General features: G+C 57.9%; 23 protein-coding genes and 1 other RNA gene. 4 read left to right on the top strand and 20 right to left on the bottom strand.

The annotated features are described in order from the left end of the window. Window positions 1-21: 21 nt before the first annotated feature. The 3 genes from ACFFIY_RS08895 to ACFFIY_RS08885 all read right to left on the bottom strand — a co-directional run bounded on the left by ACFFIY_RS08895 (window position 22) and on the right by ACFFIY_RS08885 (window position 3,911). Window positions 22-1,911: an ATP-dependent DNA helicase gene (locus ACFFIY_RS08895; RefSeq protein WP_354196092.1), complete on the bottom strand. Its 1,890-nt coding sequence runs from the start codon at window positions 1,909-1,911 to the stop codon at window positions 22-24. Window positions 1,912-2,074: 163 nt separating this feature from the next. Beyond that, a complete protein-coding gene (locus tag ACFFIY_RS08890) occupies window positions 2,075-3,400 on the bottom strand; it encodes a DUF4179 domain-containing protein (protein WP_354196090.1) in 1,326 nt (441 codons plus the stop codon). After that, complete coding sequence (locus tag ACFFIY_RS08885; protein ID WP_354196088.1) at window positions 3,393-3,911, bottom strand: sigma-70 family RNA polymerase sigma factor; 519 nt, start codon at window positions 3,909-3,911, stop codon at window positions 3,393-3,395. Before ACFFIY_RS08885 ends, ACFFIY_RS08890 begins: the two co-directional genes overlap by 8 nt. A gap of 258 nt (window positions 3,912-4,169) precedes the next feature. On the opposite strand from ACFFIY_RS08885, the gene ACFFIY_RS08880 reads away from it, so the two are divergent. Further along, on the top strand, window positions 4,170-4,955 hold the full coding sequence (locus ACFFIY_RS08880; protein WP_354196086.1) for a nuclease-related domain-containing protein: 786 nt from the start codon (window positions 4,170-4,172) through the stop codon (window positions 4,953-4,955). Window positions 4,956-5,009: 54 nt separating this feature from the next. Further along, complete coding sequence (locus ACFFIY_RS08875; RefSeq protein WP_354196084.1) at window positions 5,010-5,207, top strand: hypothetical protein; 198 nt, start codon at window positions 5,010-5,012, stop codon at window positions 5,205-5,207. A gap of 261 nt (window positions 5,208-5,468) precedes the next feature. Here the strand turns inward: ACFFIY_RS08875 and ACFFIY_RS08870 are convergent, their stop codons facing one another. From ACFFIY_RS08870 to ACFFIY_RS08845, 6 genes are all read right to left on the bottom strand, one after another. Next, window positions 5,469-6,599: a THUMP domain-containing class I SAM-dependent RNA methyltransferase gene (locus ACFFIY_RS08870; RefSeq protein WP_354196082.1), complete on the bottom strand. Its 1,131-nt coding sequence runs from the start codon at window positions 6,597-6,599 to the stop codon at window positions 5,469-5,471. Between the two features lie 115 nt (window positions 6,600-6,714). After that, window positions 6,715-7,100, bottom strand: an RNA gene (gene rnpB / locus ACFFIY_RS08865) — RNase P RNA component class B. 118 nt (window positions 7,101-7,218) lie between these two features. Further along, a complete protein-coding gene (gene gpsB / locus ACFFIY_RS08860) occupies window positions 7,219-7,518 on the bottom strand; it encodes a cell division regulator GpsB (protein ID WP_354196080.1) in 300 nt (99 codons plus the stop codon). A gap of 135 nt (window positions 7,519-7,653) precedes the next feature. Continuing rightward, window positions 7,654-8,913, bottom strand: coding sequence for a ribonuclease H-like domain-containing protein (locus ACFFIY_RS08855; RefSeq protein ID WP_354196078.1), 1,260 nt, complete (start codon window positions 8,911-8,913; stop codon window positions 7,654-7,656). Between the two features lie 6 nt (window positions 8,914-8,919). Next, complete coding sequence (locus ACFFIY_RS08850; protein ID WP_354196167.1) at window positions 8,920-11,187, bottom strand: DEAD/DEAH box helicase; 2,268 nt, start codon at window positions 11,185-11,187, stop codon at window positions 8,920-8,922. Next, entirely contained in the window at window positions 11,159-11,551 is a 393-nt protein-coding gene (locus tag ACFFIY_RS08845; protein WP_354196076.1) for a YppE family protein, read from the bottom strand. The genes ACFFIY_RS08850 and ACFFIY_RS08845 overlap by 29 nt, the downstream gene beginning before the upstream one ends. 191 nt (window positions 11,552-11,742) lie before the next feature. Here ACFFIY_RS08845 and recU point away from each other — a divergent pair, with 191 nt between their 5' ends. Both recU and ACFFIY_RS08835 read left to right on the top strand, forming a co-directional pair. Then, a complete protein-coding gene (gene recU, locus ACFFIY_RS08840) occupies window positions 11,743-12,348 on the top strand; it encodes a Holliday junction resolvase RecU (RefSeq protein WP_354196074.1) in 606 nt (201 codons plus the stop codon). A 24-nt stretch (window positions 12,349-12,372) separates the two neighbouring features. Then, window positions 12,373-15,201 (top strand): PBP1A family penicillin-binding protein, encoded by a 2,829-nt coding sequence (locus ACFFIY_RS08835; protein WP_354196072.1) that lies wholly within the window; start codon window positions 12,373-12,375, stop codon window positions 15,199-15,201. A gap of 116 nt (window positions 15,202-15,317) precedes the next feature. Here the strand turns inward: ACFFIY_RS08835 and nth are convergent, their stop codons facing one another. From nth to ACFFIY_RS08780, 11 genes are all read right to left on the bottom strand, one after another. Next, entirely contained in the window at window positions 15,318-15,989 is a 672-nt protein-coding gene (gene nth / locus ACFFIY_RS08830; protein WP_354196070.1) for an endonuclease III, read from the bottom strand. A 97-nt stretch (window positions 15,990-16,086) separates the two neighbouring features. After that, window positions 16,087-16,803, bottom strand: a complete 717-nt coding sequence (locus tag ACFFIY_RS08825) for a DnaD domain-containing protein (RefSeq protein ID WP_354196068.1) — start codon at window positions 16,801-16,803, stop codon at window positions 16,087-16,089. Between the two features lie 23 nt (window positions 16,804-16,826). After that, window positions 16,827-18,122, bottom strand: a complete 1,296-nt coding sequence (gene asnS / locus ACFFIY_RS08820; RefSeq protein WP_354196066.1) for an asparagine--tRNA ligase — start codon at window positions 18,120-18,122, stop codon at window positions 16,827-16,829. A 26-nt stretch (window positions 18,123-18,148) separates the two neighbouring features. Beyond that, window positions 18,149-19,342 carry a pyridoxal phosphate-dependent aminotransferase gene (locus tag ACFFIY_RS08815; RefSeq protein ID WP_354196064.1) on the bottom strand — a complete coding sequence of 398 codons (1,194 nt, stop codon included), beginning with the start codon at window positions 19,340-19,342 and terminating at the stop codon, window positions 18,149-18,151. A 12-nt stretch (window positions 19,343-19,354) separates the two neighbouring features. Continuing rightward, a complete protein-coding gene (locus ACFFIY_RS08810; protein WP_354196062.1) occupies window positions 19,355-19,840 on the bottom strand; it encodes a cell wall elongation regulator TseB-like domain-containing protein in 486 nt (161 codons plus the stop codon). Between the two features lie 4 nt (window positions 19,841-19,844). Next, window positions 19,845-20,015, bottom strand: coding sequence for a YpmA family protein (locus ACFFIY_RS08805; RefSeq protein ID WP_354196060.1), 171 nt, complete (start codon window positions 20,013-20,015; stop codon window positions 19,845-19,847). Window positions 20,016-20,037: 22 nt separating this feature from the next. After that, window positions 20,038-22,812: an ATP-dependent DNA helicase DinG, 3'-5' exoribonuclease type gene (locus ACFFIY_RS08800; protein WP_376837234.1), complete on the bottom strand. Its 2,775-nt coding sequence runs from the start codon at window positions 22,810-22,812 to the stop codon at window positions 20,038-20,040. Window positions 22,813-23,006: 194 nt separating this feature from the next. Further along, on the bottom strand, window positions 23,007-23,390 hold the full coding sequence (gene panD, locus ACFFIY_RS08795) for an aspartate 1-decarboxylase (protein WP_354196056.1): 384 nt from the start codon (window positions 23,388-23,390) through the stop codon (window positions 23,007-23,009). Next, the gene (gene panC, locus ACFFIY_RS08790; RefSeq protein ID WP_354196054.1) at window positions 23,378-24,244 is read right to left on the bottom strand and encodes a pantoate--beta-alanine ligase; all 867 of its coding nucleotides are present in this window, start codon (window positions 24,242-24,244) and stop codon (window positions 23,378-23,380) included. Before panC ends, panD begins: the two co-directional genes overlap by 13 nt. Next, entirely contained in the window at window positions 24,231-25,079 is an 849-nt protein-coding gene (panB, locus tag ACFFIY_RS08785; RefSeq protein WP_354196052.1) for a 3-methyl-2-oxobutanoate hydroxymethyltransferase, read from the bottom strand. Before panB ends, panC begins: the two co-directional genes overlap by 14 nt. Next, window positions 25,063-25,212: a hypothetical protein gene (locus ACFFIY_RS08780; protein ID WP_354196050.1), complete on the bottom strand. Its 150-nt coding sequence runs from the start codon at window positions 25,210-25,212 to the stop codon at window positions 25,063-25,065. Before ACFFIY_RS08780 ends, panB begins: the two co-directional genes overlap by 17 nt. Window positions 25,213-25,273 lie beyond the last annotated feature (61 nt).

The following is a 25,273-nucleotide window of genomic DNA, read 5'->3' as shown; positions in this document are numbered from 1 at the left end:
GGAAGGCCTTGTGTGTTTCAATCAAACGGTTGCGGGACGGACCGGAAGGACAGAGAGGATTTCCCCTTCCTCGCTCTGCTCCTTTTCACCGAGGAGCAACAGGATTTCTCCCCGGTCTCCTGATGTCCGGATGAGCCGGCCGATGCCCTGGCGGAGGCGGAGCAGCATGTACGGCAGGTCGATGTCCCGGTGCGGATCTTCGGCGAAGCGGTGTTTCGCTTCAAACAGCGGATCGTCCGGCGGGTACGGAAGGTCGTAAATTGCCACCCGGGTGAGCGCCTCGCCCGGAATGTCGAGCCCTTCCCAGAGATGCCAAGAACAGAGTGCCTGCGCCTTGCCCTGCTGGAAGTCGCGGACCAGCGCGGACAGTGCCCGGTCGCCTTCAAACAGGAACCGGGAATCGCCGCCGGCTTTTTGCCGGAATTCATTCATCGCGGCTTTCGACCGGAACAGGATCAGCGTCTGGCGGCCGTCTTCCATCGACCGAAGAAGTTCCGCCGATTTGTCGGCCGGCTTTTCAATGCGGATTTCCATCACTTCTTCGTAATCAAACGGCGAATCGACGGAGAAGGACTTGAACCCGTCGCCGATGCCGAGCGAATCGGCCAGATAAGAGAAATCTCCGCCGACCGACATGGTTGCGGACGAAAAGATGACCGGAACTCTCCCGGTGAACAGCAGTTCGCCGAGCATGTCGGTGACGAGACGCGGCATGATGACGAGCGTTTCATCCCCGTTCTCGTTTTCCAGCCAGTCGACCGCCTCGCCGCCTTCATTGAACAGCTTCATCGAGTGGATGTACTGCTCCAGGTACTCTTCGGCGATCTTGAGGTCATAATCCGGAATCACATACAGATCCGCATCAAATACCAGCTCTTCGAGAATGTCGACGGCAAGCCGCACCGCCTCCTCCGCATCGGCCGAAATCTGCGGGGTCCGCACGATTTTCCGGCGGTCTCCTTCGCCTTCCGCATGGTCATGAAGACCGCGGAACAGCGAGGCGTGGCAGTCGATGAGCTGTTCCATGAGGACGAGCGTCTTCTCGCGGACGCCGTCGACCATGATGCGCGACAGGACCGTATCCAGCGTTCGCTCCTGCACCCGGTAAGTGAACGCTTTTTGTGCGGCGTATTCAAGCAGATGCCCTTCGTCGAACACGACGACGGACGGCTCCGGCAGAAGCGGAAGCTGTTCCTGCCGGACGCGCGATTCCTTCGTCCAGAGGTGTTCCATATAAAAATCCTGCGAGCAGATGATCAGGTCCGCCGCTTCCCGGTAATGCGCGCGGTGGAGCGTCTGGCCGCACCGGTTTCGGAGATCGCACGAGCTGCACTGCCAGAGCGGATGATAATTCACCAGATCCCAGTCGTCATCAGATACATCAGGGAATGTTGACCGGTCGCCGTACGGCTCGAGTTTCATCATCGAAGAATGCCCGTGGACGAATCCCGGAAGTGAATCGTCGATGCCGCGGGCCGCGTCGCTTTCTTTGGAGGCTTCATCCAGCCGCTTCAGGCAAAGGTACTGCTCGCGTGATTTCGCAAGCCGGACGTCGACGGTGAGGCCGAGCGCCCGCTCCAGCTTGCCGATATCGCCCGATTCCTTTACGAGCTGGTCGATGAGCGCCTCGTCGGCACAGGCGATGATGGCCGGCCTGCCGGTGTACCGGGCGTAAGCGACCGCGGGAAGCAGGTAGGCGATCGTTTTGCCGGTGCCGACCCCCGCCTCCGCAAACAGGACCGACTTCTCTTTCAGTGCCTGGCCGATCTGGAATGCCATGAACACCTGCTCATCGCGGAGATCAAATCCCTTTTCGGTCAGTTCATCATAAAGCACGTCGCCGATCCAGTCGTCCAATGACTCAAAAAACGACCGGTCCCGGTCAAGCGCAAACGGAATCGCCTGTTTCATCGAAAGCCCCCTGTAAACGTAATGAAATGCACTTTCCCGGCGAGGTGCCGGAAAAATGCACAGTTTTTAAAGTATACCACGGGATCCGGTCGGAATAAAGCGAAAAGCTGCAGAGTCCCCGCACTTAGTTTATCCGGCGCACCGGCGAAGTATTCCTCGCATTTTATGGCCGGTCGATCCGGATGGTGACATCGCCTTTAATGTAGTTCGGATAAGCGAAAAAGCGGATGGTGACCGGGTTTTTGTAGTCTGCATCGGCAAAATTGAGGTCATTGTACGTATAGGCTTTCTCTTCGCCGTCTTCCCCTTCCTCGCTCCACATGCCGGCACTCGTCAGGTCGACCGGCTTTCCGTCGGCATCGGTCACATCCGTCAAGTATCCATACCCGAATTCACCGCCGGTTTTCAGTTTCGTCTCGATGCGGAGCGGGTCGATTTCCGTGACTTCCAGCTTTCCGTCGGACGGGGTCTGGAGGACTTTCCCGAGCCGGGTATCAACGATGAGCTTTTCGTCTTTGTCGATCGCCTGCATTTGGTTCATCCGGAAAATCATCAGATCCGGCTGTTCAAAGTAATTGCTCTGCAGGAAGTAAATCTGCGTGCCGTCTTCCTCTTCCGTAGCGCTCATGCCGTTGGTGATGCTGCTCCACGTCTCCCCCTTGCCGTCCACGATCCGCATATCCTCGAACTGGAGAATATCCATCGTATTGTGTTCATCGAAATCCACGGCGACTTCCGCGCGCAGCGGGTGAACGGTAATGGAGCGAATGATGATTTTCTGGCCGGCAACGGTGACCGTTTGATCGAGATCAAACACTTTACCTTGGGCGATCGGCTTCTCGATCGAGAACGGCAGGCTGAAGTTGCGCCCGCTTCCCTCCCTGGACTGGATTCTCAGCTCGAAGTTCCTTGTGCCGGCCGGCAGCGGCTCTGCGAAATGATAATCAATCATCTGCTCGCTCGTATGCTTGTTGTCTTCAGGCAACGGGTCGTTCCAGACGATTCCCCGCGGCTCGATCAGTTGCCCGTCCGCGTAGATCTCCGGCGTTTCAAAAAGCGGATCTTTCATTTCAGTCGCCGAATCCACGGTAAACGAAAGGACCATTCCTGACTGGTCGACAATGACCCCGTTCAGGGTGACGGTCATCCCGCCGTCCGATGCCGTTGCATCCACTTCTTCATAGTACTCGTTGTCGATGATTGCCTTCATCCCTTTGTCGTGCTGAATCATCTCGACAATCGCCGCCATGCCCGGAAGACTTGAGACGGCCCTTGCAAATGCCGGTGAGACGCGTACTGACGTGATGAACGCAAACAGCAGGACGGCAACCGCCGCCAGGGAAAGGACCGATCTGCGGATCCGGCGCGTGTTCCTTTTTGAGCGGTCCATGCCGGCATGGATGGCGTGGCTGAGCGCTTCTTCAGGGATCTCCAGGTTGGCGAGTTCCTCCCGCTGTGCGGCCAGCTTTTTTTCTTCCTCCTCAAACATCCCGGTTTCCTCCTTTCCCGGCGAAAAATTCGCGAAGCTGGCGGAGTGAATGGTAAAGCCGCGATTTCACGGTGCCTTCCGGAATTTGCTCCAGCTCGGCGATCTCACGGATTTTCATTTCCTCGAAGTATTTCAGATGGATAAGCCGGCGGGCTTCATCCGGCAGCGATTGAAGGGCCTCATCGATCTCCAGCCGGTCGTGCCGGTCGGTCCGTCCCGCGTCCGGCAGCCGGTCCACCGATGGCTCGCGCCCCTTCCGCTTCAGTTCATCTTGGCAATAGTTGATCATGATCCGGGTGAGCCACGTCTTGGCAAACTCCGGGTTTTTCAGTCGGCGAACCGATCTGTACGCACGCGCAGTCACTTCCTGCACCGCTTCGATGGAAGCATGCTCATTTTTGAGAAAGGCGAACGCCGTCCGGTAAAGCGCTGCCTTATGGGTTTCCATCAGCAAAAGAAACGCATCTGGATCCCCCTTCGCCGCCCGCCCCGCCAATTCTGTTTCATCCATCCCGCCACCCCCTTTTTTTCTGTCTCTATCCATTAGACAGCGGAGGGAAGGAAAAGTTCAAGGGGAGGGGAAAGAAATTTTTGGAGGGGTGCGGGAGAAGTTTTTTTGTGGTGGCAATTTTCAATTTCGAAAAAGCCGAGCTTCGCGCCGGCATTGGTTTTTGTGAAATCCGGGGAAGATTGAAATAAGATTTTGAGGGCATTTACGCGGTCAAAATTGAATTTTGGCGATTTGCGTTTTTGAGGGAGTCGCGGTGTAATGGCGGAAAGGGGGGATTCAAATGAAGAAGCGGCTTATCCGCTGTTTCTTTACGCGACAGAGCGGTTGCTGGCGCTCATGGATCCGGCCGATCCGGCGAGGGCCAAAATTATGGCCGAGCAGACCACGACTTCATTCGGCCACCGGGGGGAAGTTCGTGCAGACCGCTATGTGAGCAGGTCGGCCTTGCCGGAAGGCGCCATTGTTCTCCATGACCTGCACCTGACCATCCCGGGAAATGAAACCGTCCAGACCGACACCCTGATTTTGACAAAGAGCGTCGCCTATGTGATGGAAGTGAAAAATATATACGGCGTCCTGGAGCTCGAAGAAAATCCGGCCCGCCTGAAACGGACCGGCAGCGACGGAAAAATCCACTATTTCGGCTCCCCGCTGATCCAGCTGAATCTGGCGATTGATACGCTCTCCTATTGGCTGTTCATGCATGACATCCCCCTTCCGGTGAAAGGCGCCGTCTTTTTGGCCTCCAAGAATGTGGATGTCCGCTTTCCACCGAGAGCACCCATCCACTTGGCGACCGAAATCCCTTCAATCCTTAAAGAGGAATTGACCGGAGATGACACCGTGACCTCTCCAACCCTGCGTTGGGCAGCGGACGTGATGAGAAAACAGGAAGACCGCTTTCACCCCTACCCGCTCGCCCGATATTTTCATGTTGCGGCCGGACATCTGTTTGATGATCCGCTCTGCAATCAATGCACCGGCCGAATCCGTTGCGGCGAAGCCAACCGGATGGGCATCTGCCTCGTCTGCGGCACCCGCTAGTGGATCCCCTTCCTTGAAAAACTGGTGGATTACTTTTTGATCCGCGGCAGCTCGTTGACGATTGAGCAGGCAATGGATTATTTGGGGGTGAGCGCCACAAAAGCGAAAACGCTGTTGCGGTCCCCTTTATTTATAAAGCGCGGAAAATCAGTCGCTACTTATTATGTATTAAACTACGCGGCAGTGATTCTTGATGATGAGGGGAGCTTGGTTATCCCTGGTTCTTCTGGAAGCATTCAAGTGAAGAGTTGATTAAGGGTTTCGCGCCTGCTTTCCGGGGCGCTGCTTTTTCGCGGCCGCCCGGAGGCTTTTCGCGCCCGCTTTGGCCATTTTCGCGCCTGCTTTCCGGGGCGCTGCTTTTTCGCGGCCGCCCGGGGACTTTTCGCGTCCGCTTTCCCGGGAGCAGGTTGTTCGGACCCGCTTCCTGGAGAACCTTGATCCTCCGAGTCACCCCCCACTATCCCGACCCCGAACCCAAAATAAAAAACCGGGCGTCCGCCCGGTTTTCTTACATTATCGCTTCCGCTGCCCCCAGAACTGATAGTAATCAGTCCGGATGAAGCCGTTGAAGAGTTTTCGTTTCTTTGTGGCTCGCCGGCCCCACAGGTCTTCGAAGTTTTCCATGGAGGAGAGCATGTAGACGGACCAGGAGGGGAACTTCTCCATGGCACGCCCCAGCGTCCGGATCGCCTCTTCCACTTCTTCCACTTCGCCGATGCGCTCCCCGTATGGCGGGTTGGAGGCCATGACGCCGTTTTCCTGGTCCGTGGTGAAATCGGCGGCCTGCATTTGTTTGAATTGGATCACGCCCGCAAATCCCGCTTCTGCGGCGTTGGCTTCGGCGATTTTGATCATGCGGTGATCGATGTCGGTCCCTGTAATGTCGAGTTCGACTTCGTAATCCGCGACCGACTCCGCGTGGGCGCGGACGTCTTCCCATATTTTTGCGTCCATCCATGGCCACCCCTCGCTTACGAAGTCCCGATTGTAGCCGGGTGCCATGTTCTGGCCGATCATTGCGGCTTCGATGGCGAGCGTGCCGGAGCCGCAGAACGGATCATGGAATGGGCGGTCCGGTGTCCATCTCGTCAGCTGGACGAGGGCGGCAGCAAGCGTTTCCTTCAGCGGTGCTTCGCCCTGCCCGACCCGGTATCCGCGCTTGTGCAGGCCGGCGCCGCTCGTGTCGATCGTCAGAGTCGCGATATCTTTCAGCATGGAAATCTCGAGTTTAAAGAGGGGGCCCGTTTCCGGCAGGATGCCGCGGCGGCCATAAGCCCCGTTCAGCCGCTCGACGATCGCCTTCTTGACGATCGCCTGGCAGTCGCGCACGCTGCCGAGCTGGGATTTCACCGATTTGCCCGCCACCGGGAACTCGGCGTCCACAGGCAAGAGATCTTCCCACGGCAGTGCCTTTGTTCCCTCGAACAGCTGGTCGAATGTGGTCGCCCTGAACTCGCCGAACACGATCTTCACGCGGTCCGCCACGCGAAGCCACAGATTCGTACGGGCGATTGCCGTCTCGTCCCCTTCGAAATACACCTTGCCGTTTTCAACCGTCGGCTCGTAGCCAAGTGCCCGTACCTCATCAGCGACCGGCTTTTCCAGGCCCATCGCGGCAGTCGCCACCAATTTGAATGTCGTCATCCGAATCATCCTTCCGTGCGGGACGCACCCGCCGTGTCTTTGCTGTATGTATCGTACAAAAGAAACGCCCTCCTGTCATGGAGAGCGTTTCGAAAATTCATATATACCGTCGCCATTCGGTAAGCCATGTTTTGTTCCTTCGTACTGTAGCGGCTCTCGCCTTGTACTCCGGCGGCAATCATCTATCTACAGGCGGCTGACCGCCGTCCCTTCATCCGTTGAGTTCCTTCAGAAGGATGCCCCTACCAAAATTTGGGTTTCTCACTCGAGGGGTTTACCGCGTTCCACCCGCACCGTTTCCGATGCGGCTACGTCACTGTGGCACTTTTCAGGGAGCCTCGGCCATATCCCGGAGGACTTAGGCGTTACTCCCGCCGTCAGACCCATAACGGATCTGCCCCGGCTTATGACTTCGCCGGGCACGAACACTACGGCCGTCTCAGGTCCGTGTGAGCATGGACTTTCCTCTACAACCCGAAGTTGCAGCGATTGCCTGAATGGCGACATTGGCAACACCCATCATACCACAGAAACTCACTGCATTCAATTCGGTGCAAGAAGTTCCATTTTCCGTTCAATTCGGCATTTGCCGCGCTCCCGGTGGCCTTTAGGCAAAAGCTCAGTTCCCGTCGAGCCTGCTGCCGAACACATGCCTCTCCAGATTGGACAGGCGCTTGAGAATATCAAAGTTGGTCGTGCCGGTCTGCGGCTGCGGGGCGGCCGGGCGGTTGCTCAATTCCTCAATTTCCGCTTTCAGCTGGCGGTTTTCCTCCTGAAGTGCGGCGATCTGCTTATTGAATGCTTCATAGTCTTGAATGATCTCGTCCAGATAATGATCCACCTCATCCGGTTTGTAGCCCCGGACGCCGGTCTTGAATTCGTGCTCAAGGATCTTTTTGGCGGTGAGTTTAGTCTCCATCGTTCTCGTCCTTCCGTCTAGGCATGCTTTGCTCAAGTATAGCATATTTTGCCCGCAGTTGTTCATCGATGTCGGAACTCGCGCCAATTCTGTCGACTCCTGCGCTTGCCCGGGAAATAGCCGATCGTCTGTCTCTTATCCTTTTGCCTTCTCCCGCTTTTTCCTCACGCGTTCAAGCCGTTTATCAAACGCTTCCTGCCACCGCTGCTTTCTGGCGGGCTTCAGGCTGTCCATGCTTTTCAGCAAGCCGATCGCCCGCAGGCAGTTGATTTCCGCCTTCGCGAGATTGCCGAGCCGGTGCTCGTTCAGCTTGGCGATTTCCTCGAGCGCACGGAGCGCCTTCAAATCGTCAAGTCCGCCGCCGAGCGCCTGCAGGAACGCTTCTTCCGCATCCGCATGGCGGCCTTCCCGTTTCAGCAGAAATCCCAGATGGTAATACGCCTCGTCGGTGTCGTCAAAAAACAGATCGGTCACTTCCTCGAGCACTTCCCGGCTGCGGTCGTATGCCTTCAGATCGCCGAACCACTTGCCGATGTTCGTATGCGGAAGCGGCGTCGGTTCTTCGTTGTCTTTCATGAGCAGCGAGGTGAGGCGGACGAACAGCGTGACGAGCGACAAAAGATCCCACTCGTTGTGCCGAAGCACACCCAGGAGCAGATCCGGACTGCCGCTTTTCACAGCATCGGTGTAGATGATCGGGGCAAGAAAGCCCGGGATGTCATCTTCCCGGTGAAACCCGAGGATCTCTTCCTCGATCGATTTCAGTGCGAAGCTCTTGAGCCCGCCTTTCCACACCCGGCGCGTCCCCTGGAGCAGATCGATGTGATCCGGATCGCCGAGCTTCGGCAAATGTTCCCGGTTCATCGTCCATCGGGTCTTCAGCTGCGGCCAGTCGAAGCTTTTCCCGTTATAGGTCACAACCGTAAAGCCCGGCTTCCAGAGGCCCGTCTCAAACAGGAACGCCGTCTCGTGTGCAGGTCCGGCCAGCACGTATTGATCAAGCACGAAGACGCCTTCCTTCACCGACAACAGGCCGGCCATGAAAATGAGCGAGCCCGTGCCTTTCAGCCCGGTCGTCTCGGTGTCAAAAAACAGCAGCTTCCGCTCATCGCCCGCAGCGAACGGATGGACGCCGTCCGAGCCGGACCAGGCGGCCGCCGCCTCCTTCAGTTCCCCGAGAGAAGAAGTGCCGTGGACCGTCTCCGGTTGATACCGGACCGTCCTGCGGAATACGGTGCCGAATGAATTGTCGATGCGTTCCAGCCCCGCCGCCTCCCAGCGGTCCGCATACTCCGGCGGGTCCGGCTTCGCGAACGCCGTTTCCTTCGCTTCTTTTGCAGGGGCGCTCTTCTTCAGCATCTTCTTCATCTGGAGCAGTTTGTTTTCATAGGACATGTCCCGTCACCCCGACAGCTTTCCGAAGAGATCGGCGACGCGTTCCTTGACGCGGCCGCCGGATTCCTGTGCGCCGATGCAGACCGGGCAGCCGGATTCACACGGGCACGACACCACGTGGCGGGCGGTCTGCTCGAGCAGTTCCTCCCACATGCCGTGCACTCTCTTGGACAGCCCGATTCCGCCGGGCGTGCTGTCGTAGACAAAGAAAGTCGGCTTTCCGGTGTGGACCGCCTTCACCTGGGGAACGACATGGATATCCGAGCGGTCACACGAGACGAACAGCGGAATGAACGAATGCATGGCATACGCCGCCCCCGTCATCGTGTCGGTCAGGTCGGATTCCGACCAGTCCGCCGGGCGTTCAAATGACAGCCAGGCGGATGATGTGTGCATTTCCTCGGCCGGCAGCGTGATCGGCCCCGAGCCGATGTTGTCGTGCGAGTCGAACCGGATTTTCTTGAAGATGGTCGGCATGGCGAGCACGGCGATGTCTCCGAATGAGGCCGTCCGGTTTTCAAGCTGTTCCGTCTCGTCCTCGCTGATCACTTTGAGCTCGACGGCAAGGTTCGCATCTGTGAAGTAGTCGACATCGACTTCACGGACATACGCCTTTTTCTCTTCCCAGTCGAGTTCCTCGACCTGGTACTGGGTGCCCTGGTGGATGTAGATCGCTTCTTCATGGAGGAGCGTCATCGCGCTGAACCGGTCCATCTCGCCGATGACGGTCGTGTCTCTCGGGACGGTTTTGTCGATGATGATGACGTTTTCCTGCGAGGCCGACCGGAGGCTCACTTCGCTCGCCGGGAACCGCTCGCTCATCCAGTGCCACTTGCCGCCCGCTTCGACGAGAATGCCTTCCCCGGCGAGGTAGGCGAGCAGTTCCTGCACTTCAAATTCGCCGTACGGCTCGTCAAGCGAAAACGGCAGTTCAAACGAGGCGCACTTCAGATGGTCCATCAGGATGAGAAGATTGTCCGGATGGATGCGGGCCTCTTCCGGCGACTGGCCGAACAGGTATTCCGGATGCTCGATCACGTACTGGTCGAGCGGAAGCGACTGGGCGACATAGATGATGAGTGCTTCATCCTGGCGGCGTCCGGCACGTCCCGCCTGCTGCCAGGCGCTTGCGATGTTGCCGGGATAGCCGGTCATGATGCATGCCTGCAATTGTCCGATGTCGACGCCGAGCTCGAGCGCATTTGTCGAGACGACCGTCCGGATGTCGCCGTTTCTCAGGCCCTTTTCGATCTCGCGCCGCTCCGACGGCAGGTAGCCGCCCCGGTAGCCCCGGATCGTGGTGTCCGACAGTTTCTTTTTTGTCATTTCCTTCATGTAAGTGACGAGCATCTCGACTCGGACGCGGCTTTTCGCGAAAACGATCGTCTGCACTTCTTCCTCGTAGAGCCGGCGCGCCAGATCACGCACTTCCAGGACGGCCGAACGGCGGATGCCGAATGTCGGGTGGATGACGGGCGGGTTGTAGAAGAGGAAATGCTTCTTCCCGGCCGGTGCACCGTTGTCTGCGATGAGGGACATTTCGCGGTTGGCGAGTTCTTCCGCCAGTTCTTTCGGGTTGGCGATCGTCGCCGAGGTGCAGATGATCACGGGATCGCTTCCGTAATAGCGGGCGATCCGGATGAGCCGGCGGAGCACATGGGCGACGTGGCTGCCGAACACCCCTTTGTAGGTGTGCAGTTCGTCGATGACGATGAATTTCAGGTTCTCAAACAGCGACACCCATTTCGTATGGTGAGGCAGGATGCCGGAGTGGAGCATGTCGGGGTTCGTCATGATGATATGCCCGGACTTGCGGACTTTCTGCCGGATGCCCGGGCTCGTGTCGCCATCATACGTATGGCTCAGGATGTCTTCGCCGCTCGCTTCGATCAAACGGTGGAGGTCCGCCATCTGATCCTGGGCAAGCGCCTTCGTCGGGAACAGGTAAAGCGAACGGGCGGCCCGGTCTTCAAGCACCGCCTGAAGGACGGGAAGATGGTAGCAGAGCGATTTGCCAGACGCGGTCGGTGTCACTGCGGTGAATGAACGGCCGGACGACGCAAGGTCGAATGCTTCCCGCTGGTGCGAATAAAGGGAACCGATCCCCCGCGACTCGAGCGCCTTTCGGATCGACGGATGAAGCGATTCGGGAAACGGGGCATAGCGGGCGTCTTTCCCCTCGATCACGCGGTGGTGAAGAATCCCGCTTTTGATCTCCGGATCCGCCAGCCAGCTCTCGACGAGTTCACTGATCGTCTTGCGTTTTTTCAGCAGGGTCATCTGCCTCCCCCTCTTTCATCGCTTCCAGGATGATTTTCAATGTATATTGGACAGATTGGATTGACTGATAAAATCTTTTTTTGCCGGTGCCCTTGTAGAAGGACTGGACGATGAACTGGGTCATCATATCGGCAGCGTTTTCAACCTGGGGCATGCGGACGTGTTTCGGCCGCGCCTCCGCGATCCAGCGGGCCATCTCCTCTTTCCACCGGGCGATGAGCGCATGCACCTCATCCGCGTACGGCTTCACTTCTTGGAAGAAATCCGGTTCACGGTCTTCCTCACGCATTTGCGTGTGGCGCGGCCGGCATTTTGCACATTCGTCAAGCAGCAGAACGGTCAGCTGGAATAGATTCATTTGGATTGGCTTCCTTTATACTTGGTTTTCTTTATCCTATCAAATATTATAGTTTCAGACCACCCGGAGGGAAACAGACGTTCCTCGGCGGCTGCTGTTCTGGAAATCAATTCCCACCCTTTTCCGGCAACCTCCCGGGCATCCGGCCGTCTATATTCTATGATATGATGTTGAGATGCGAGGTGATTGAAATGGCGATCCGTTACCCGGGCGGCAGAAAATACACCCCCCCGGAGCAGCCGAAGAAGAAGCCCCCGAAAAAGGACTCTTCTTTCAGCAACCGGGGAAAGACGCTGGAAGACGAGCTGGACGAGTCCAATGCCTATTATCTGGCGAACAACATTGCCGTCATCCATAAAAAACCGGTGCCCCTTCAAATCGTCAAAGTCGACTACCCGTCGCGCAGCGCCGCGGTCATCCGGGAGGCCTATTTCAAAACGCCGTCGACAACCGACTACAACGGCATCTACAACGGCATCCATATCGACTTTGACGCGAAGGAGACGGGCATTGCCACTTCCTTCCCGCTGAAGAATATCCATGCCCACCAGCTTGAACATATGAAGAAAGTGGCCGGACAGGGCGGCATCGCCTTCCTCATCGTCAAGTTCACGGTGTCCGGCCGGTATTTCGCCGTTCCGCTCGAACTCGTCGAACGCGCATGGGACCGCATGGAAAACGGCGGGAGGAAATCGATTCCGCTGGCCGAACTGGAGGAAGAAGCCGTCGAATTCCGGGCGGGCTACCTCCCACGGCTGGATTACCTCAAAGCCGTGTCGGAGTTCGGCATTTCCTGAACATAAAGAAAGAGAGGAAACATTATGAGTGATCATATTCCATCACGGACAGAAAGGCGGAAGCAGCAGGAGCAGGAGAAGAAAGCTTCCCGGAAAGGACGCAAGCCGGGCGGCAAGAAAAAGAAACCGCTCTTGAGACGAATCGTCTCCGCGGTCGTCCTGCTCGGGGTGATCTTCCTCGTGGCCGGCGCGGCGCTGTTCACTTACTATGCTGCCTCCGCTCCGAAGCTTGACGAAGAAGCGCTGAAAGACCCGCTGTCTTCGGAACTGTATGCGATGGGTTCCGATGAACCGTTCATGACGCTCGGTGCCGAGAACCGGGAGTATGTTGAATACGGAGACATCCCGACCGAAATGAGGGACGCCATCCTCGCAACGGAAGACGTCCGGTTCTTCAAGCACCACGGCATCGATTTCTGGCGGCTAGGCGGCGCGGTCCTCGCGAACTTCCGCGACGGCTTCGGCGCTCAGGGCGCGAGCACCATCACCCAGCAGGTCATCAAGAACTCATTTTTACAAAACGAGAAAACATTGAAGCGGAAGGCGCAGGAAGCATGGCTCGCCTTCCAGCTTGAGCGGAAATACAGCAAGGAAGAAATTTTTGAGATGTACTTTAACAAAGTGCTCATGTCCGGCAACATTTATGGCATGGGCACGGCGGCGGATTCGTTCTACGGCAAAGAACCGGCAGAACTCTCTCTGAATGAAATGGCCCTCCTTGCCGGCATGCCGCAGAGTCCGAACCGCTACAATCCGTACAATCATCCGGAGCGTGCGGAAAAGCGCCGGAACATCGTGCTCGGCCTCATGGTGCAGCACGGCAAAATTACCCAGGCGCAGGCCGATGAAGCGAAAAGCATTCCCATCACGGAAGGGCTCGTCCCGCCTGAACAGCGGAAAAAGCACAACACCGGAAAATACGCGGCCTTCGTCGACATCGTCACCCACGAACTCGAAAAACAGGACCTGTCGATCTCGGACGGCCTGAAAATCTACACGACCCTCGACCCGGCCGCACAGGAAAAAGTCGAACAGGTCGTATCGTCCGACAATATGCCGGGTGACCGGCTCCAGGCAGGTGCCGCGGTCGTTGACACGCAGACCGGCGCCATCCGCGCAATCGGCGGCGGCCGTGACTATGTCCAGGGCAACTGGAACTACGCCACGCAGAAACGCGACATCGGCTCGACGGTCAAGCCGGTCCTGGACTACGGTCCGGCGGTCGAGTACCTCAACTGGTCGACGGGCCAGACGGTCAAAGACGTCAAGACGACTTATAAAGGATCCGACCAGGTGATCCGAAACGCCAACGGGAAATATCTCGGCAAGATCACGATGCGCAAGGCGCTCTACATGTCACAGAACGTCCCGGCCATCAAGACGTTCGAGGAAGTCGGCGGCGGCCGTGCAGCCGAGTTCGCCGGCAACCTCGGCATCAAGGTTGAGAAGCCGAACTCCTCCAACGCGATCGGCGGCGGCGTGTCCGCATCTCCTCTCGAGATGGCGGGCGCCTATGCCGCATTCGGCAACGGCGGCCTGTACACCGAGCCGTACACCGTCGACAAAGTCATCCTCCGGGACGGCAAGACGGAACGCAGCCTGAAACCGAAGCCGGTCAGCGCGATGAAGGATTCGACGGCATACATGATCACCGATATCCTCCGGGATGTCGTGAAAAACCCTCAGGGCTCCGGCTTCAAGTACGTGAAGAGCGGCAGCCTGGACGTCGCCGGCAAAACCGGAACGACGAACTACGACAGCAAGACTCTTCAGCAGATCGGCATCGGACAGGACGGATTCTCGGTTCCGGACAGTTGGTTCGTCGGCTACACGCCTCAGTATTCGATTGCGGTGTGGGCCGGCAACGAAAAATACAAACAGCCGATCCAAAAATGGTCGGAACGGTCATTCCCGCAGACCGCTTTCTCTGATATTATCCAGGATCTGGCGCAGCGTGCGGACAATACGAAGTTCCAGAAACCGAAATCGGTCGTCGAAGCGGCGATCGTCGTCGGCTCGGATCCTCTCCGGCTTGCCGGTGCCGGAACGCCTTCCGACAAGAAGAGCACCGAGCTGTTCGTCCGCGGACATGAGCCGAAAAAAGCGGCCAAGCCGAAAAAAGAGGAAAAAGAGGAAGTCGGCTTGGCGGCCCCGACCGGCCTGAAAGCCGATTACGATGAAAGCCAGAACCTCGTCAACCTCACTTGGAAGCACAAGGCGCCGGATGATGCGGAAGGAAACGTTCAATTCACCGTTTCCTACAGCGACGACGGCGGCGGTTCGCAGACGCTGACGACCACGTCCGACAAGTCGGCGGCCGCCACGGGAATCGAGCCGGGACGCAACTACACATTCACCGTTGTTGCCGTGCTCGGAGACGAAACGAGTGCACCGGCGTCCGTCTCCCTCCAGGTCGGCCAGGCGGTCGACGAGCCAGATGAAGAAGAACCGGATCAAACCGAACCTGATGAAAATCCCGAACCGAACGACGGACAGGAAAGTCCGGATGAAGGTGACCAGGACGGTGATCAGGACAACCAGCAAGGCGGCAACCAAAACAATAACGGCAACGGAAACAACAACGGCAATAACCAGAGTGTCCCTCCGGGCAACAACCAGAACAACCAAGGCGGAGGCAACAACCAAGGCGGAGGGAATTCCGGCGGCCAAGGCGGAGGCAACTCCGGCAGTGGCAACCAAGGCGGCGGCCAGGGCGGTAACCAAGGCGGAGGCAACTCCGGCGGTGGCAACCAGGGCGGCAACCAGGGGGGCGGAAACTCCGGTGGCGGAGACTCCGCCGGCAACGGAAATCAGGGTGGCCAGGATCAAGGCGGCCAGGATTCCGGCGACTGACGAACATGAATCAGTGTCAATGCAAAAAACCTGCGGACCGGGAAAAGCTCCCTGTTCCGCAGGTTTTTTTGTGGCTCCGCAATGTTTGATGGAACTCCGATGTGCAGTACAGACTGTCAACGTTCCGGAAGGAGTTCGTCCTTCCGGATGCCCATGCGCTTGCGCCCTTCCCTGCAAAGCGGAAGGAGCGGGCAGATTTCACACCGGGGGTTTTGCGCCTTGCAGTGATAGCGGCCGAAGAAAATGAGCCGGTGATGCGTCCTTGACCACTCTTCTCGGGAAGTCCAGCGCATGATCTTCTCCTCCACCTGGAGGGGTGTGTCTTTCCAGCGGTTCATGCCAAGCCGCTTGGCGACCCGTTCCACGTGGGTGTCGACGGCAAGTGCCGGAACATCGAATGCCACGGAGACGACGACGTTCGCGGTCTTGCGTCCGACCCCGGGCAGCGTAGTCAGCACATCCCGGTCTTGCGGCACTTCCCCGCCGAACTGTTCGATGATCATCCGGCTCATCGCCTGGATGTTCTTTGCCTTGTTCCGGAACAGTCCGATCGACCGGATGTCATTTTGAAGTTCCTCCAGGGGCACCGCCAAGTAATCCTCCGGGCGTCTGTACTTTTGAAAAAGGTCTTTGGTGACTTTATTGACGAGCACGTCCGTGCACTGCGCGGACAGGAGAGTCGCGACAAGCAGTTCAAACGGATTGTCATGAACGAGCTCGCAGCGGGCATCCGGGAACATCTCCCCGATTTCCTGCAGGCAGAACTGCCATTGAGTTTTTGTAAGCATCAAATGCTCCTTTCCAAAACGGCCGGACCGCCAATTCCAGGCGATCCGGCCGTTTTCATTTAGGAATGAGTGCGTGCTTTTTCGGCGACCGCCGGGTTCAGTTCCGGTCTTCCAGCCAGTTGTAGAACTGGACTTTCGGGGCCGGTTCCTCCGCATGGTGCTGCGATTGGCGGGCAGGTGCACCGCCTTCGCGGAACTGGCGCGCCTCTTCTTCGGCATCGCTGACGGAGCGGACATTTTTCTTTTTCCATTCGAACAAGATCCGGTCAATGTAGCGGAGGCTCACTTTTCGGGCGATGACCGCTTCACGCAGTGCCGCCTTGATAAGTTCCGGCGAATGTCCGTCTTCATCGAACCACATCGAAATCGTCTCGCATTCCATCGGACTCAGGAGCCGGCCGAATTCCTGCTCGAAGATGGCGAAAATCTCGCCTTCTTCCGCCTGCCGGTCCGCCTGGGCCTGTCCGTCGCAGAGATGGATCTCTTCGTCGACGAGGCGGTTCCAGAGCGGATGAAGCGAGTAGGACTCGCTGAGACGCCCGTCATCGTCCATCGTCCGCTCAATCGCCAGGAACCCGGACTGCATGAGCCGCTGGAGTCCCGAGCCGATCTCTTCTTCGGGAAGGGACATGCGGATGGCGATGTCCGAAGGGCCGGGCAGCCCGTTGCCGTCTTCTGCAAAGGACATCAGCTGCAGAACGAGCAGCGCGTCCATGTCACGGATCCCGAGTTTTTTGTATGAGTGAAAAAAGAGCTGGGAAATGTGGACATTTCCCCGCTCGATCCATATCCGGAGCCGATCCTGACTGTTCATCGAATCAACCTCCTTCGCCTTCATCATGGGTAGAGCCTGTTCAACAGACGAGGGAACGGAATGGATTCACGGACGTGCTCGGCGCCGCTGATCCAGGCGACCGTGCGCTCAAGGCCGAGACCGAATCCGGAGTGCGGCACAGGGCCCTGCTTTGAAAGCTCCAGGTACCAGGCATAAGCTTCCGGATCGAGATGATGTTCCTCGATTCGCTGCTTCATCAGTTCGAAGTCGTGGATCCTCTCAGAGCCGCCAATGATTTCCCCGTAGCCTTCCGGCGCGATCAGGTCGGCACAAAGCACGACGTCATCACGATCCGGGTGAGGCTGCATATAGAACGGCTTGATCGCCGTCGGATAGTTGACGATGAACACCGGCTTGTCGTAATGCTCGGCGATCGCCGTTTCATGGGGCGCTCCAAAGTCATCGCCCCACTGAATGTCGTCGAAGCCTTCCTTGTGGAGGAATTCGATCGCTTCATCATAAGTGATGCGCGGGAACGGCGCCTTTACCTGCTCCAGTTTGGACAGATCTCGTCCAAGAATGCCGAGTTCGAGCTTGCAGTTGTTCAGGACCGACCCGACGATATGCTCGACATACTGCTCCTGCACTTCAAGCGATTCCGCATGCTCGGTGAACGCCATTTCCGGCTCGATCATCCAGAATTCGATGAGGTGGCGGCGTGTTTTCGACTTTTCGGCGCGGAATGTCGGGCCGAATGAGAACACTTTGCCGAGCGCCATCGCGGCTGCTTCCATATAGAGCTGGCCGGACTGGGACAGATAGGCATCTTCATCGAAGTACTTCGTGTGAAACAGCTCGGACGTTCCTTCAGGTGAAGAACCGGTCAAGATGGGCGGGTCGATCTTCGTGAACCCGCGTCCGTTAAAGAACTCATAAGTGGCCCGGATGATCTCGTTGCGGACTTTCATGATGGCATGCTGTTTCTTGGACCTCAGCCACAGATGACGGTGATCCATCAGGAATTCCGTGCCGTGTTCCTTTGGCGTGATCGGATAGTTGTCCGACTCGCCGATCACTTCGATGCCGGAAACCTGGAGCTCGTAGCCGAACGCGGAGCGCTCGTCCTCGACGACCGTGCCCGTTACATACATGGACGTCTCCTGGTGGATCGCCTTGGCTGCGGCGAACACATCTTCCGGAACATCCGCCTTGACGACGACGCCCTGCACAAATCCGCTGCCGTCGCGGAGCTGCAGGAAGGCGATTTTCCCGCTTGAACGTTTATTGGCAAGCCACGCACCGATGCGCACCTCTTCGCCGACGTGCTTCGGCATTTCACTGATCATAATTTTTTCCATTGGATAAAACCTCCGTGTTTCGTGAATCAATCTTGCCAGCGCTTCTCGACGAATCCGCGGATGCGGCTGACCGCTTCCTTGAACAGGCCGAGTTCCGTGGCGTAGCTGAGCCGGATCGTATCCGGGGCGCCGAATCCGGAGCCCGGGATGACGGCGACGTTCGCTTCTTCGAGCAGAGCCTTTGCGAAGGAGTCCGTGCTGTCGAAGCCGGTCTTTCTCACGGCTTCGGAAACGTCGGGCAGCAAGTAAAATGCGCCTTGCGGCTTCAGCAGGCGGAAGCCCGGGATATCCGCGAGCAGCGGGTAAACGGCATCCAGCCGCTCCCCGAAATCTTTTCTCATCATTTCAACCGCATCCTGCGGCCCGTTGTATGCCTCGATGGCGGCGTACTGGGACGGTGTCGCCGGATTTGAAGTTGAATGGCTGGCAAGGTCGGTCATCGGTTTGATGACTTTCTCATCGCCGCAGGCGTACCCGATCCGCCAGCCTGTCATTGAATGGGATTTCGAAACGCCGTTGATGACGATCGTCCGTTCCCTGGCATCCTCCAAAAGCGAGGCAACCGAAACATGCTTAGCTTCGCCGTAGACCAGTTTCTCATAAATCTCGTCGGAAATGATCCAAATATCCGCTTCTTTGCATATTTGTGCGATTTCGCGGAGCTCATCTTCCGTATAAATCATGCCCGACGGGTTGCTCGGCGAGTTCAGGATGAATGCCTTTGTCCTGCCGGTGATTGCGGACTTCAGCTGACTGGCTGAGATCTTGAATTCCGTATCGACCGTCCCTTCGATAAAGACCGGCCTGCCGCCCGCCAGCTTCACTTGCTCCGGATAGCTCACCCAGTACGGAATCGGGATGATGACTTCATCGCCGGGATCCACGATGACCTGGAATAAGGTATACAGCACATGCTTTGCCCCGACGCCGACGATCACCTCGGACGGTTTGTATGTAAGTCCGTTGTCCCGCTGCATTTTATCGATGATGGCCTGCTTCAGTTCGGGCAGGCCGCCGGATGGGGTATATTTTGTCTTCCCTTCCTGCATCGACTTATACGCGGCTTCAATGATATTTTCGGGCGTGTTGAAGTCCGGCTCGCCCGCTCCGAGTCCGATGACGTCGATGCCTTCCTGTTTCATCGCCTTCGCTTTTGCCGTGATGGCAAGCGTTGTGGAGGGGGTGAGACTTTCGGTGCGTGTAGCGAGTTTGCGGTTCATGCCGGAGGCCTCCTAAAGGTTCATGATTTTCTTCCAGATGGTGCCATCCTTGAACAGGATGTATACGTAGTTCAGTTCGTCATCCGGGCCTGTGAAAGCCACTTCCCATACAGGACCGGCATCCGACGGTCCGAGGTGGACATGCAAGACCTTTTTCACGTCCATCTCTTTTCGTGTGAGCGCCAGGGCGTCCTTTGCCGGAATGCCGTCCTTCAGGAGAACGGCAGAAATTTCGCCTTCCCCTTTTTTGCCGTCCGGCACGAAGGCGGCCTTCGCACGGCCGTCTTTGTCCGTGCCGAGCACGGTGATGGAAGGGCCGGACGAATTCATCAGGTAGGATTTGGTCGCTTCCGCAAGATGACCTTCGGACAGCGCCCGGTCCTCTGCCGCGTTCTCCGCCCTGGCAATCGGCTTGCCGGCCTGGTAGAACACGATGATGCCGATGAGGGTGAAAAGGGCGAGAAGGAAGATGACGATGAACCGGATCCAGTTTTTCATTGATTCACGTCCTGTAGATCGTGAAAACGGCGGTGTCCGGATCGTCGGGATCCAGCGACAGCCCGAACATGAGGTCGTCGTGCTTCAAGGTGCGGTTGAGCGCGTCAACGACTTTGTACAGGTCCGGCTGATACGCCACTTTCACTGTGGTCAAGATTTCGATTTTGCTGTCCATGGTTCGACCCGCTTTCCATTGCTCATACTCCGCCATTATACCAACTTTCCAACTCGAGCACCATATCGGCCAGGGCCACTTTTTCCATCGGCACAGACGGAAGCGCCTGCAGAAACTCTTTCCCGTAGGACTTTTTCTCGATGCGACGGTCCAGGACGATATAGGCGCCCCGGTCGGACGACGACCGGATGAGCCGGCCGAATCCCTGGCGGAACTTGAGCAGCGCAGCCGGAAGCGACAGCTCGGAAAACGGATTTTTCCCTTCGGCGGCGAGAACCGCTGCCCGTGCCTTGAACACCGGGTTGTCGGGCGAGCTGAACGGAAGCCGGACGACGACGACCGCAGCGAGGGCGTCACCGGGCGCATCGACACCTTCCCAGAAACTGTCAGTTCCGAACAGAACCGAATTGCTGAATCGCTGGAACGATTTCAGCAGTCTCATGCGGCTGCCGGGCGTGATGCCCTGTGCGATCAACATGTATTCCGCGAGCAGTTCGCTGTCGGAAATGAGTTCGAACGTCTTCCGGAGCATGTCGTGTGAGGTGAACAGGACAAAACAGCGCCCGCCCGTCGCGATGACGGTCTGCACGACCGCATCCGCCACGGCCTCGATGTAGTCAAGCTGTGACACGTTCAGGATGTCGGGCATGTCGTTGACGACGTAAAGCTTCGCACCCTTATAGAAATCGGGCGGCGCTTCGAATTTTTTTACCGGCACTTCTTGCGGGAGGCCGAGCGAATCCGCGATAAACCGTTCTTTACCCGGAAGTGTCATCGTCCCGGATGTCCAGACGACGCCCGTTTCGCGGAACCGGTCCATCGAACGGCGGATGAGCCCCGAGACGACGGCGGGCTGGCGGACAATCTTCAGGCTGCCGGGAAGACTTCTCATGTCGGCTTCCGCCCAGGCGGCTTCGTTGCCGTCCCAGTCATCGAACAATTCCATCCAACCGGCGGCCTGCAGTGTAATTTCACGGAGCCAGTGCTTCCACTCCGCCAGGAACCGCATGCTTTCTTGCTCTCCGGCGTCCGGCGCCTGCTCCAGCAGACGGGTGCAGTCACCTGCAATGTCGAGCCATGCGTACAGGCTCTCCCCCGCACCGGCGCAGACCGGCAGAAGCGGGGCCATGTCGTTGAGCGCAAAAATCTTTTTTTGTTCATGAGATTTTTCATCCACCGACTGGATATACGATTGAATGGCGGCAAATGCCCGGTCAAAAGAATTCATGATGACTTCGTATGCCTGCCCCATCCGGACGATTTCGCGCTCTCCCGGCTTGCCGACCTGCCCGGCAAGCTGCGAAAACCGGTCATGGAGCAGTCCGTCGCCTGGACGGCCGATCTGGCCGACCGTATACTTCCAGTCCGTATAGGAAAAGATGATTTCCGCCCTTGTCCGGGCGGCCGGCAGGAACTGATGCGCTTCATCGATGACCAGGCCCGAAATGTTCCCGAGCAGCGGCTCAAGCCGGTCGGCATCCGACAGCAGCATCGCATGGTTCGTCACGATGAGCGAGGCCTGCGCGGCCGCCCGCACGGAACGGAGAAAGAAATCATAGTGGCCAGCGTCCGCTTGCTGCGTCGAGGCCCGGTATTTTCTGATCTTGTCGATGAACAAGCTGCCACCGCCCGAAACGTTCAGTTCCTCCAGATCCCCCGTTTCCGTTTCCGCGAGCCAGACGAGCACCTGCAGCACGGCCAGCGTTTCATCGTAAGACTCGTCTTCCGTTTCAAGGATGCCGGCGAAGCGCTCCAGGTCGATGTAGTGGTTCAATCCTTTGAGCAGCACGGCACGAACCGGTGTTTGAAGCGCACCGGACACCTTTCCCGCCTCGCGCTCAAGAATCTGCTCGGTGAGGTGGTTCGTGTAGGTGCTGATGACGGCCGGCCTTCCGGCTTCGATGGCCCGCACGGCGGCCGGCAGGAGATAAGCGAATGTCTTGCCGATGCCGGTCGCCGCCTCGATTGCCACTTCGCCGCCGTTTTCCAGGGCGAAGTGAACTTCATCCATCATCGCCAGCTGTGCCGGCCGTTGCTCATAGTCAGGAAAAACATTGCGGAGCAGACTGTTCTTTTCTTCTGCGGATTCCGGATAGTTTGCCTCCGCCGGGATGGCGGCCGCTGAAGACGGCTCCCTCAGAGCGATGCCGCGCCAAGTGGAATGGCCCGCCGAAGAAGCGGCAGAGCGCCGCTTCTTGAGCGCATCGAAGAAAACCGGACTCAAGTCTGTCTTGAGGCGGAATGAGCGTTTATGGAGTGCCGACAGCGTTTCTTCAGGCAGCCCGTCAAGGCGTTCGAACAGGTGAAGCAGAAGGCGGGCGGTCGCCGTGGCATCCTCCACCGCCCGGTGTGCGTTGTGGAGCGTCACCCCAAAATCGGCGGCGATATCCTGCAGTTTGAAGCTGGCGGCGGAAGGGCTGACGATTTTGGCCAGCTCGACCGTATCGATTGTCTGGCCCGTCCATTTCGGCTGTCCTGCGCGGCGGAATTCCTGCTGGAGAAAAGGCAGATCAAACGATACGTTGTGCGCAACGAAGATGCAGCCGTCCAGCAGCCGGCGGATTTCGGCCGCACGCTCCTCAAACTTGGGGGCGCCCGACACGTCCCGGTCCGAAATGCCCGTCAGGCTGCTGATGAACGCGGGAATCCGTTTTTCCGGGTTGAGGAACGTCGAGTAAGTCCGGGCAATGTTGCCGTCTTCCACGATGACGATTCCGATTTCAATGATGCGGTCGCCGTTTTTAGGCGAATTGCCGGTCGATTCAAGATCTACGACGGCATATCTCTTCCCTAGCATATCCATCACTCACTGTCGTCTTGTCTTACCGAAATTGTACCACAACGGGAATGGGACCGTCCCCCGGCCGTTGCTTCGGAGTCAGATTCTGTGTAAAGGCGATCGAAAGCGATGCCCGGCCCGCGATATTTCCGGCCAATCTAAAAAACCGGAAAGACGGGGGCGTAGCCCATCTTTCCGGCCGTTTCAGGGTTTCACAGGACCGTCGCTTCCTGCTCGCTGCGCAAAATCGAGGTGATGCGGTTGCCTTCGCCCATGATGGCGACGGTCGGCCGGTGCTGTCCGGCTTCCTTTGCATCGATCCAGACGTAGCTGAGGATGATGACGACATCGCCGGGCTGGACAAGACGGGCAGCGGCCCCGTTCACGCAGATGACGCCGCTTCCGCGTTCGCCTTCGATGATGTAGGTTTCAAAGCGGGCACCGTTGTTGTTGTTGACGATCTGGACTTTTTCATTGGCAACCATGCCGACTGCATCCAAAAGATCGCCGTCGATCGTGATGCTGCCGACATAGTTCAAGTCCGCCTGCGTGACCGTGGCCCGGTGAATTTTACCGTTCATCATCACTTTGAACATGCTGCCGCCTCCTTCACCGGAATGAGCACGTTGTCGATGAGGCGGACTCCGCCGAACCGGACGGCCGCCGCGATGATGACTTCCTCCGTCTTTTCGCCGGCAGCCGCAAGCGACGGGTATTCGAGCAGTTCGGCATAGTCGGTCTCCGCACCCGGAATTTTGGAAAGCTGCCTGCGTACTGCCGAGAGGGCCGCTTCAGGATTGCCGGTTTCACGGAATGCCGTTTCCCCGTCCTCCAGCGCCCTCCGGATGGCCGGCGCCGCTTCCCGCTGTTCGTTCGTGAGGCGGACGTTGCGTGAACTTTTGGCGAGTCCGTCTTCGTCCCGGACGATCGGCACGCGGCGGATCTCAATCGGAAAATTGAAGTCGCGGACGAACGTTTCGATGATGGCGAGCTGCTGGGCATCTTTTTCTCCGAAATATGCCCGGTCCGGTTGCGTGAGGTTGAACAGCTTGCAGATCACTTTCAGCACACCGTCAAAATGGCCCGGCCGGCTTGCCCCGCAAAGGACATCCGCCTGCGGGCCCGGCAAAATCCGGATGCCGCCGTCCTGGGGGTACATGTCCTCCGCGGCGGGATGGAACAGGTAATCGACGCCGGCCCCTTCTGCGAGCGCCGCATCGCGTTCCAGATCTCTCGGGTAAGACTCGTAGTCTTCGCCGGGGCCGAACTGGGCAGGATTGACGAAAAGACTCATGATGACGACATCGTTTTCACTGCGAGCTGCCGCGGCGAGCGCGAGATGGCCTTCATGGAGAAAGCCCATCGTCGGAACGAGGCCGACCGTCTTTCCGCTCCGCTGCAGATGCCGGGTGATCCGGGTCATTTCTTCAACAGTTTCAATGCGCTTCAACCCGGTCACCCCCGTACAGTTTTCCCGCTTCTTCCTCTTTCATCGTAAACTGGTGCTCCTGCGAGGGGAATTCCCCGTTGCGCACCGCCCTCGCATAGCCTTGGATGCCTCGCTGCGCCTCCGTGCCGGCATCCGCAAACTGCCGGACAAACTTCGGTACCCGGTGGGAACCGTACCCGGCGAGGTCATGGAAGACAAGCACCTGCCCGTCCGTCCCGGCACCCGCCCCGATGCCGATGACCGGGATTGCGACCATTTCAGAAACACGCTGTGCCAACTGGTGCGGAATGCATTCAAGGACGAGCATGCAGGCTCCGGCAGCTTCGACTTCCTTCGCTTCCTCCAGCAGGCGGTTGGCCGCCTCAGCAGATTTGCCCTGTACTTTATAGCCGCCGAGCACGCCGGCAGACTGGGGCAGGAGGCCGAGATGAGCCACTACCGGCATCCCCGCGGCCACCAGTGTCCGGATGGCGTCCGACACGACTCCCGCCCCTTCGAGCTTGAGTGCGTCTGCGCCCGTTTCGCGGAAGATCCGCGCACCGGTCTCAAGCGTCCGGTCGGTGCTGCCGTGATAGGAGGCAAACGGCATGTCCACGGTCAAAAATGTGTTTTTTGCGCCGCGGCGGACCGCCTTGCCGTGATGGATCATATCTTCCTCGGTCACAGGCACCGTTGAGTCGTAGCCGAGCACGACCATGCCGAGCGAGTCCCCGACGAGGATGATGTCCACGCCCGCTTCCTCGGCCATGTTGGCGGTCGGAAAGTCGTAGGCCGTCATCATGACAATCTTATCGCCGGAACCTTTCATCTTCAGGAAATCAGCCGTCGATTTCATTTTCCTTCTCCTTCCGGGGAGAAAACCAAACAAAAGCCCTCCTGCCTGAAAAAGGCAGAAGGGCTGAATCGTTCATTCCGGTCTTCTCCGTCCCTGTCGTTGTTGGATCAAGGCGGATCAGTTTTTCATTCAAATACCGGTGATCAGCTGTTTCAGGTGCAGTTCAGTTACGATACCGCCCTTCTCCGCTTCCA

Source organism: Bhargavaea ullalensis (genome assembly GCF_042432615.1).
Taxonomy (GTDB): domain Bacteria; phylum Bacillota; class Bacilli; order Bacillales_A; family Planococcaceae; genus Bhargavaea; species Bhargavaea ullalensis.
Note: the sequence above shows the minus strand (reverse complement) of the source record. Positions and strands in the feature narration are given on the sequence as shown.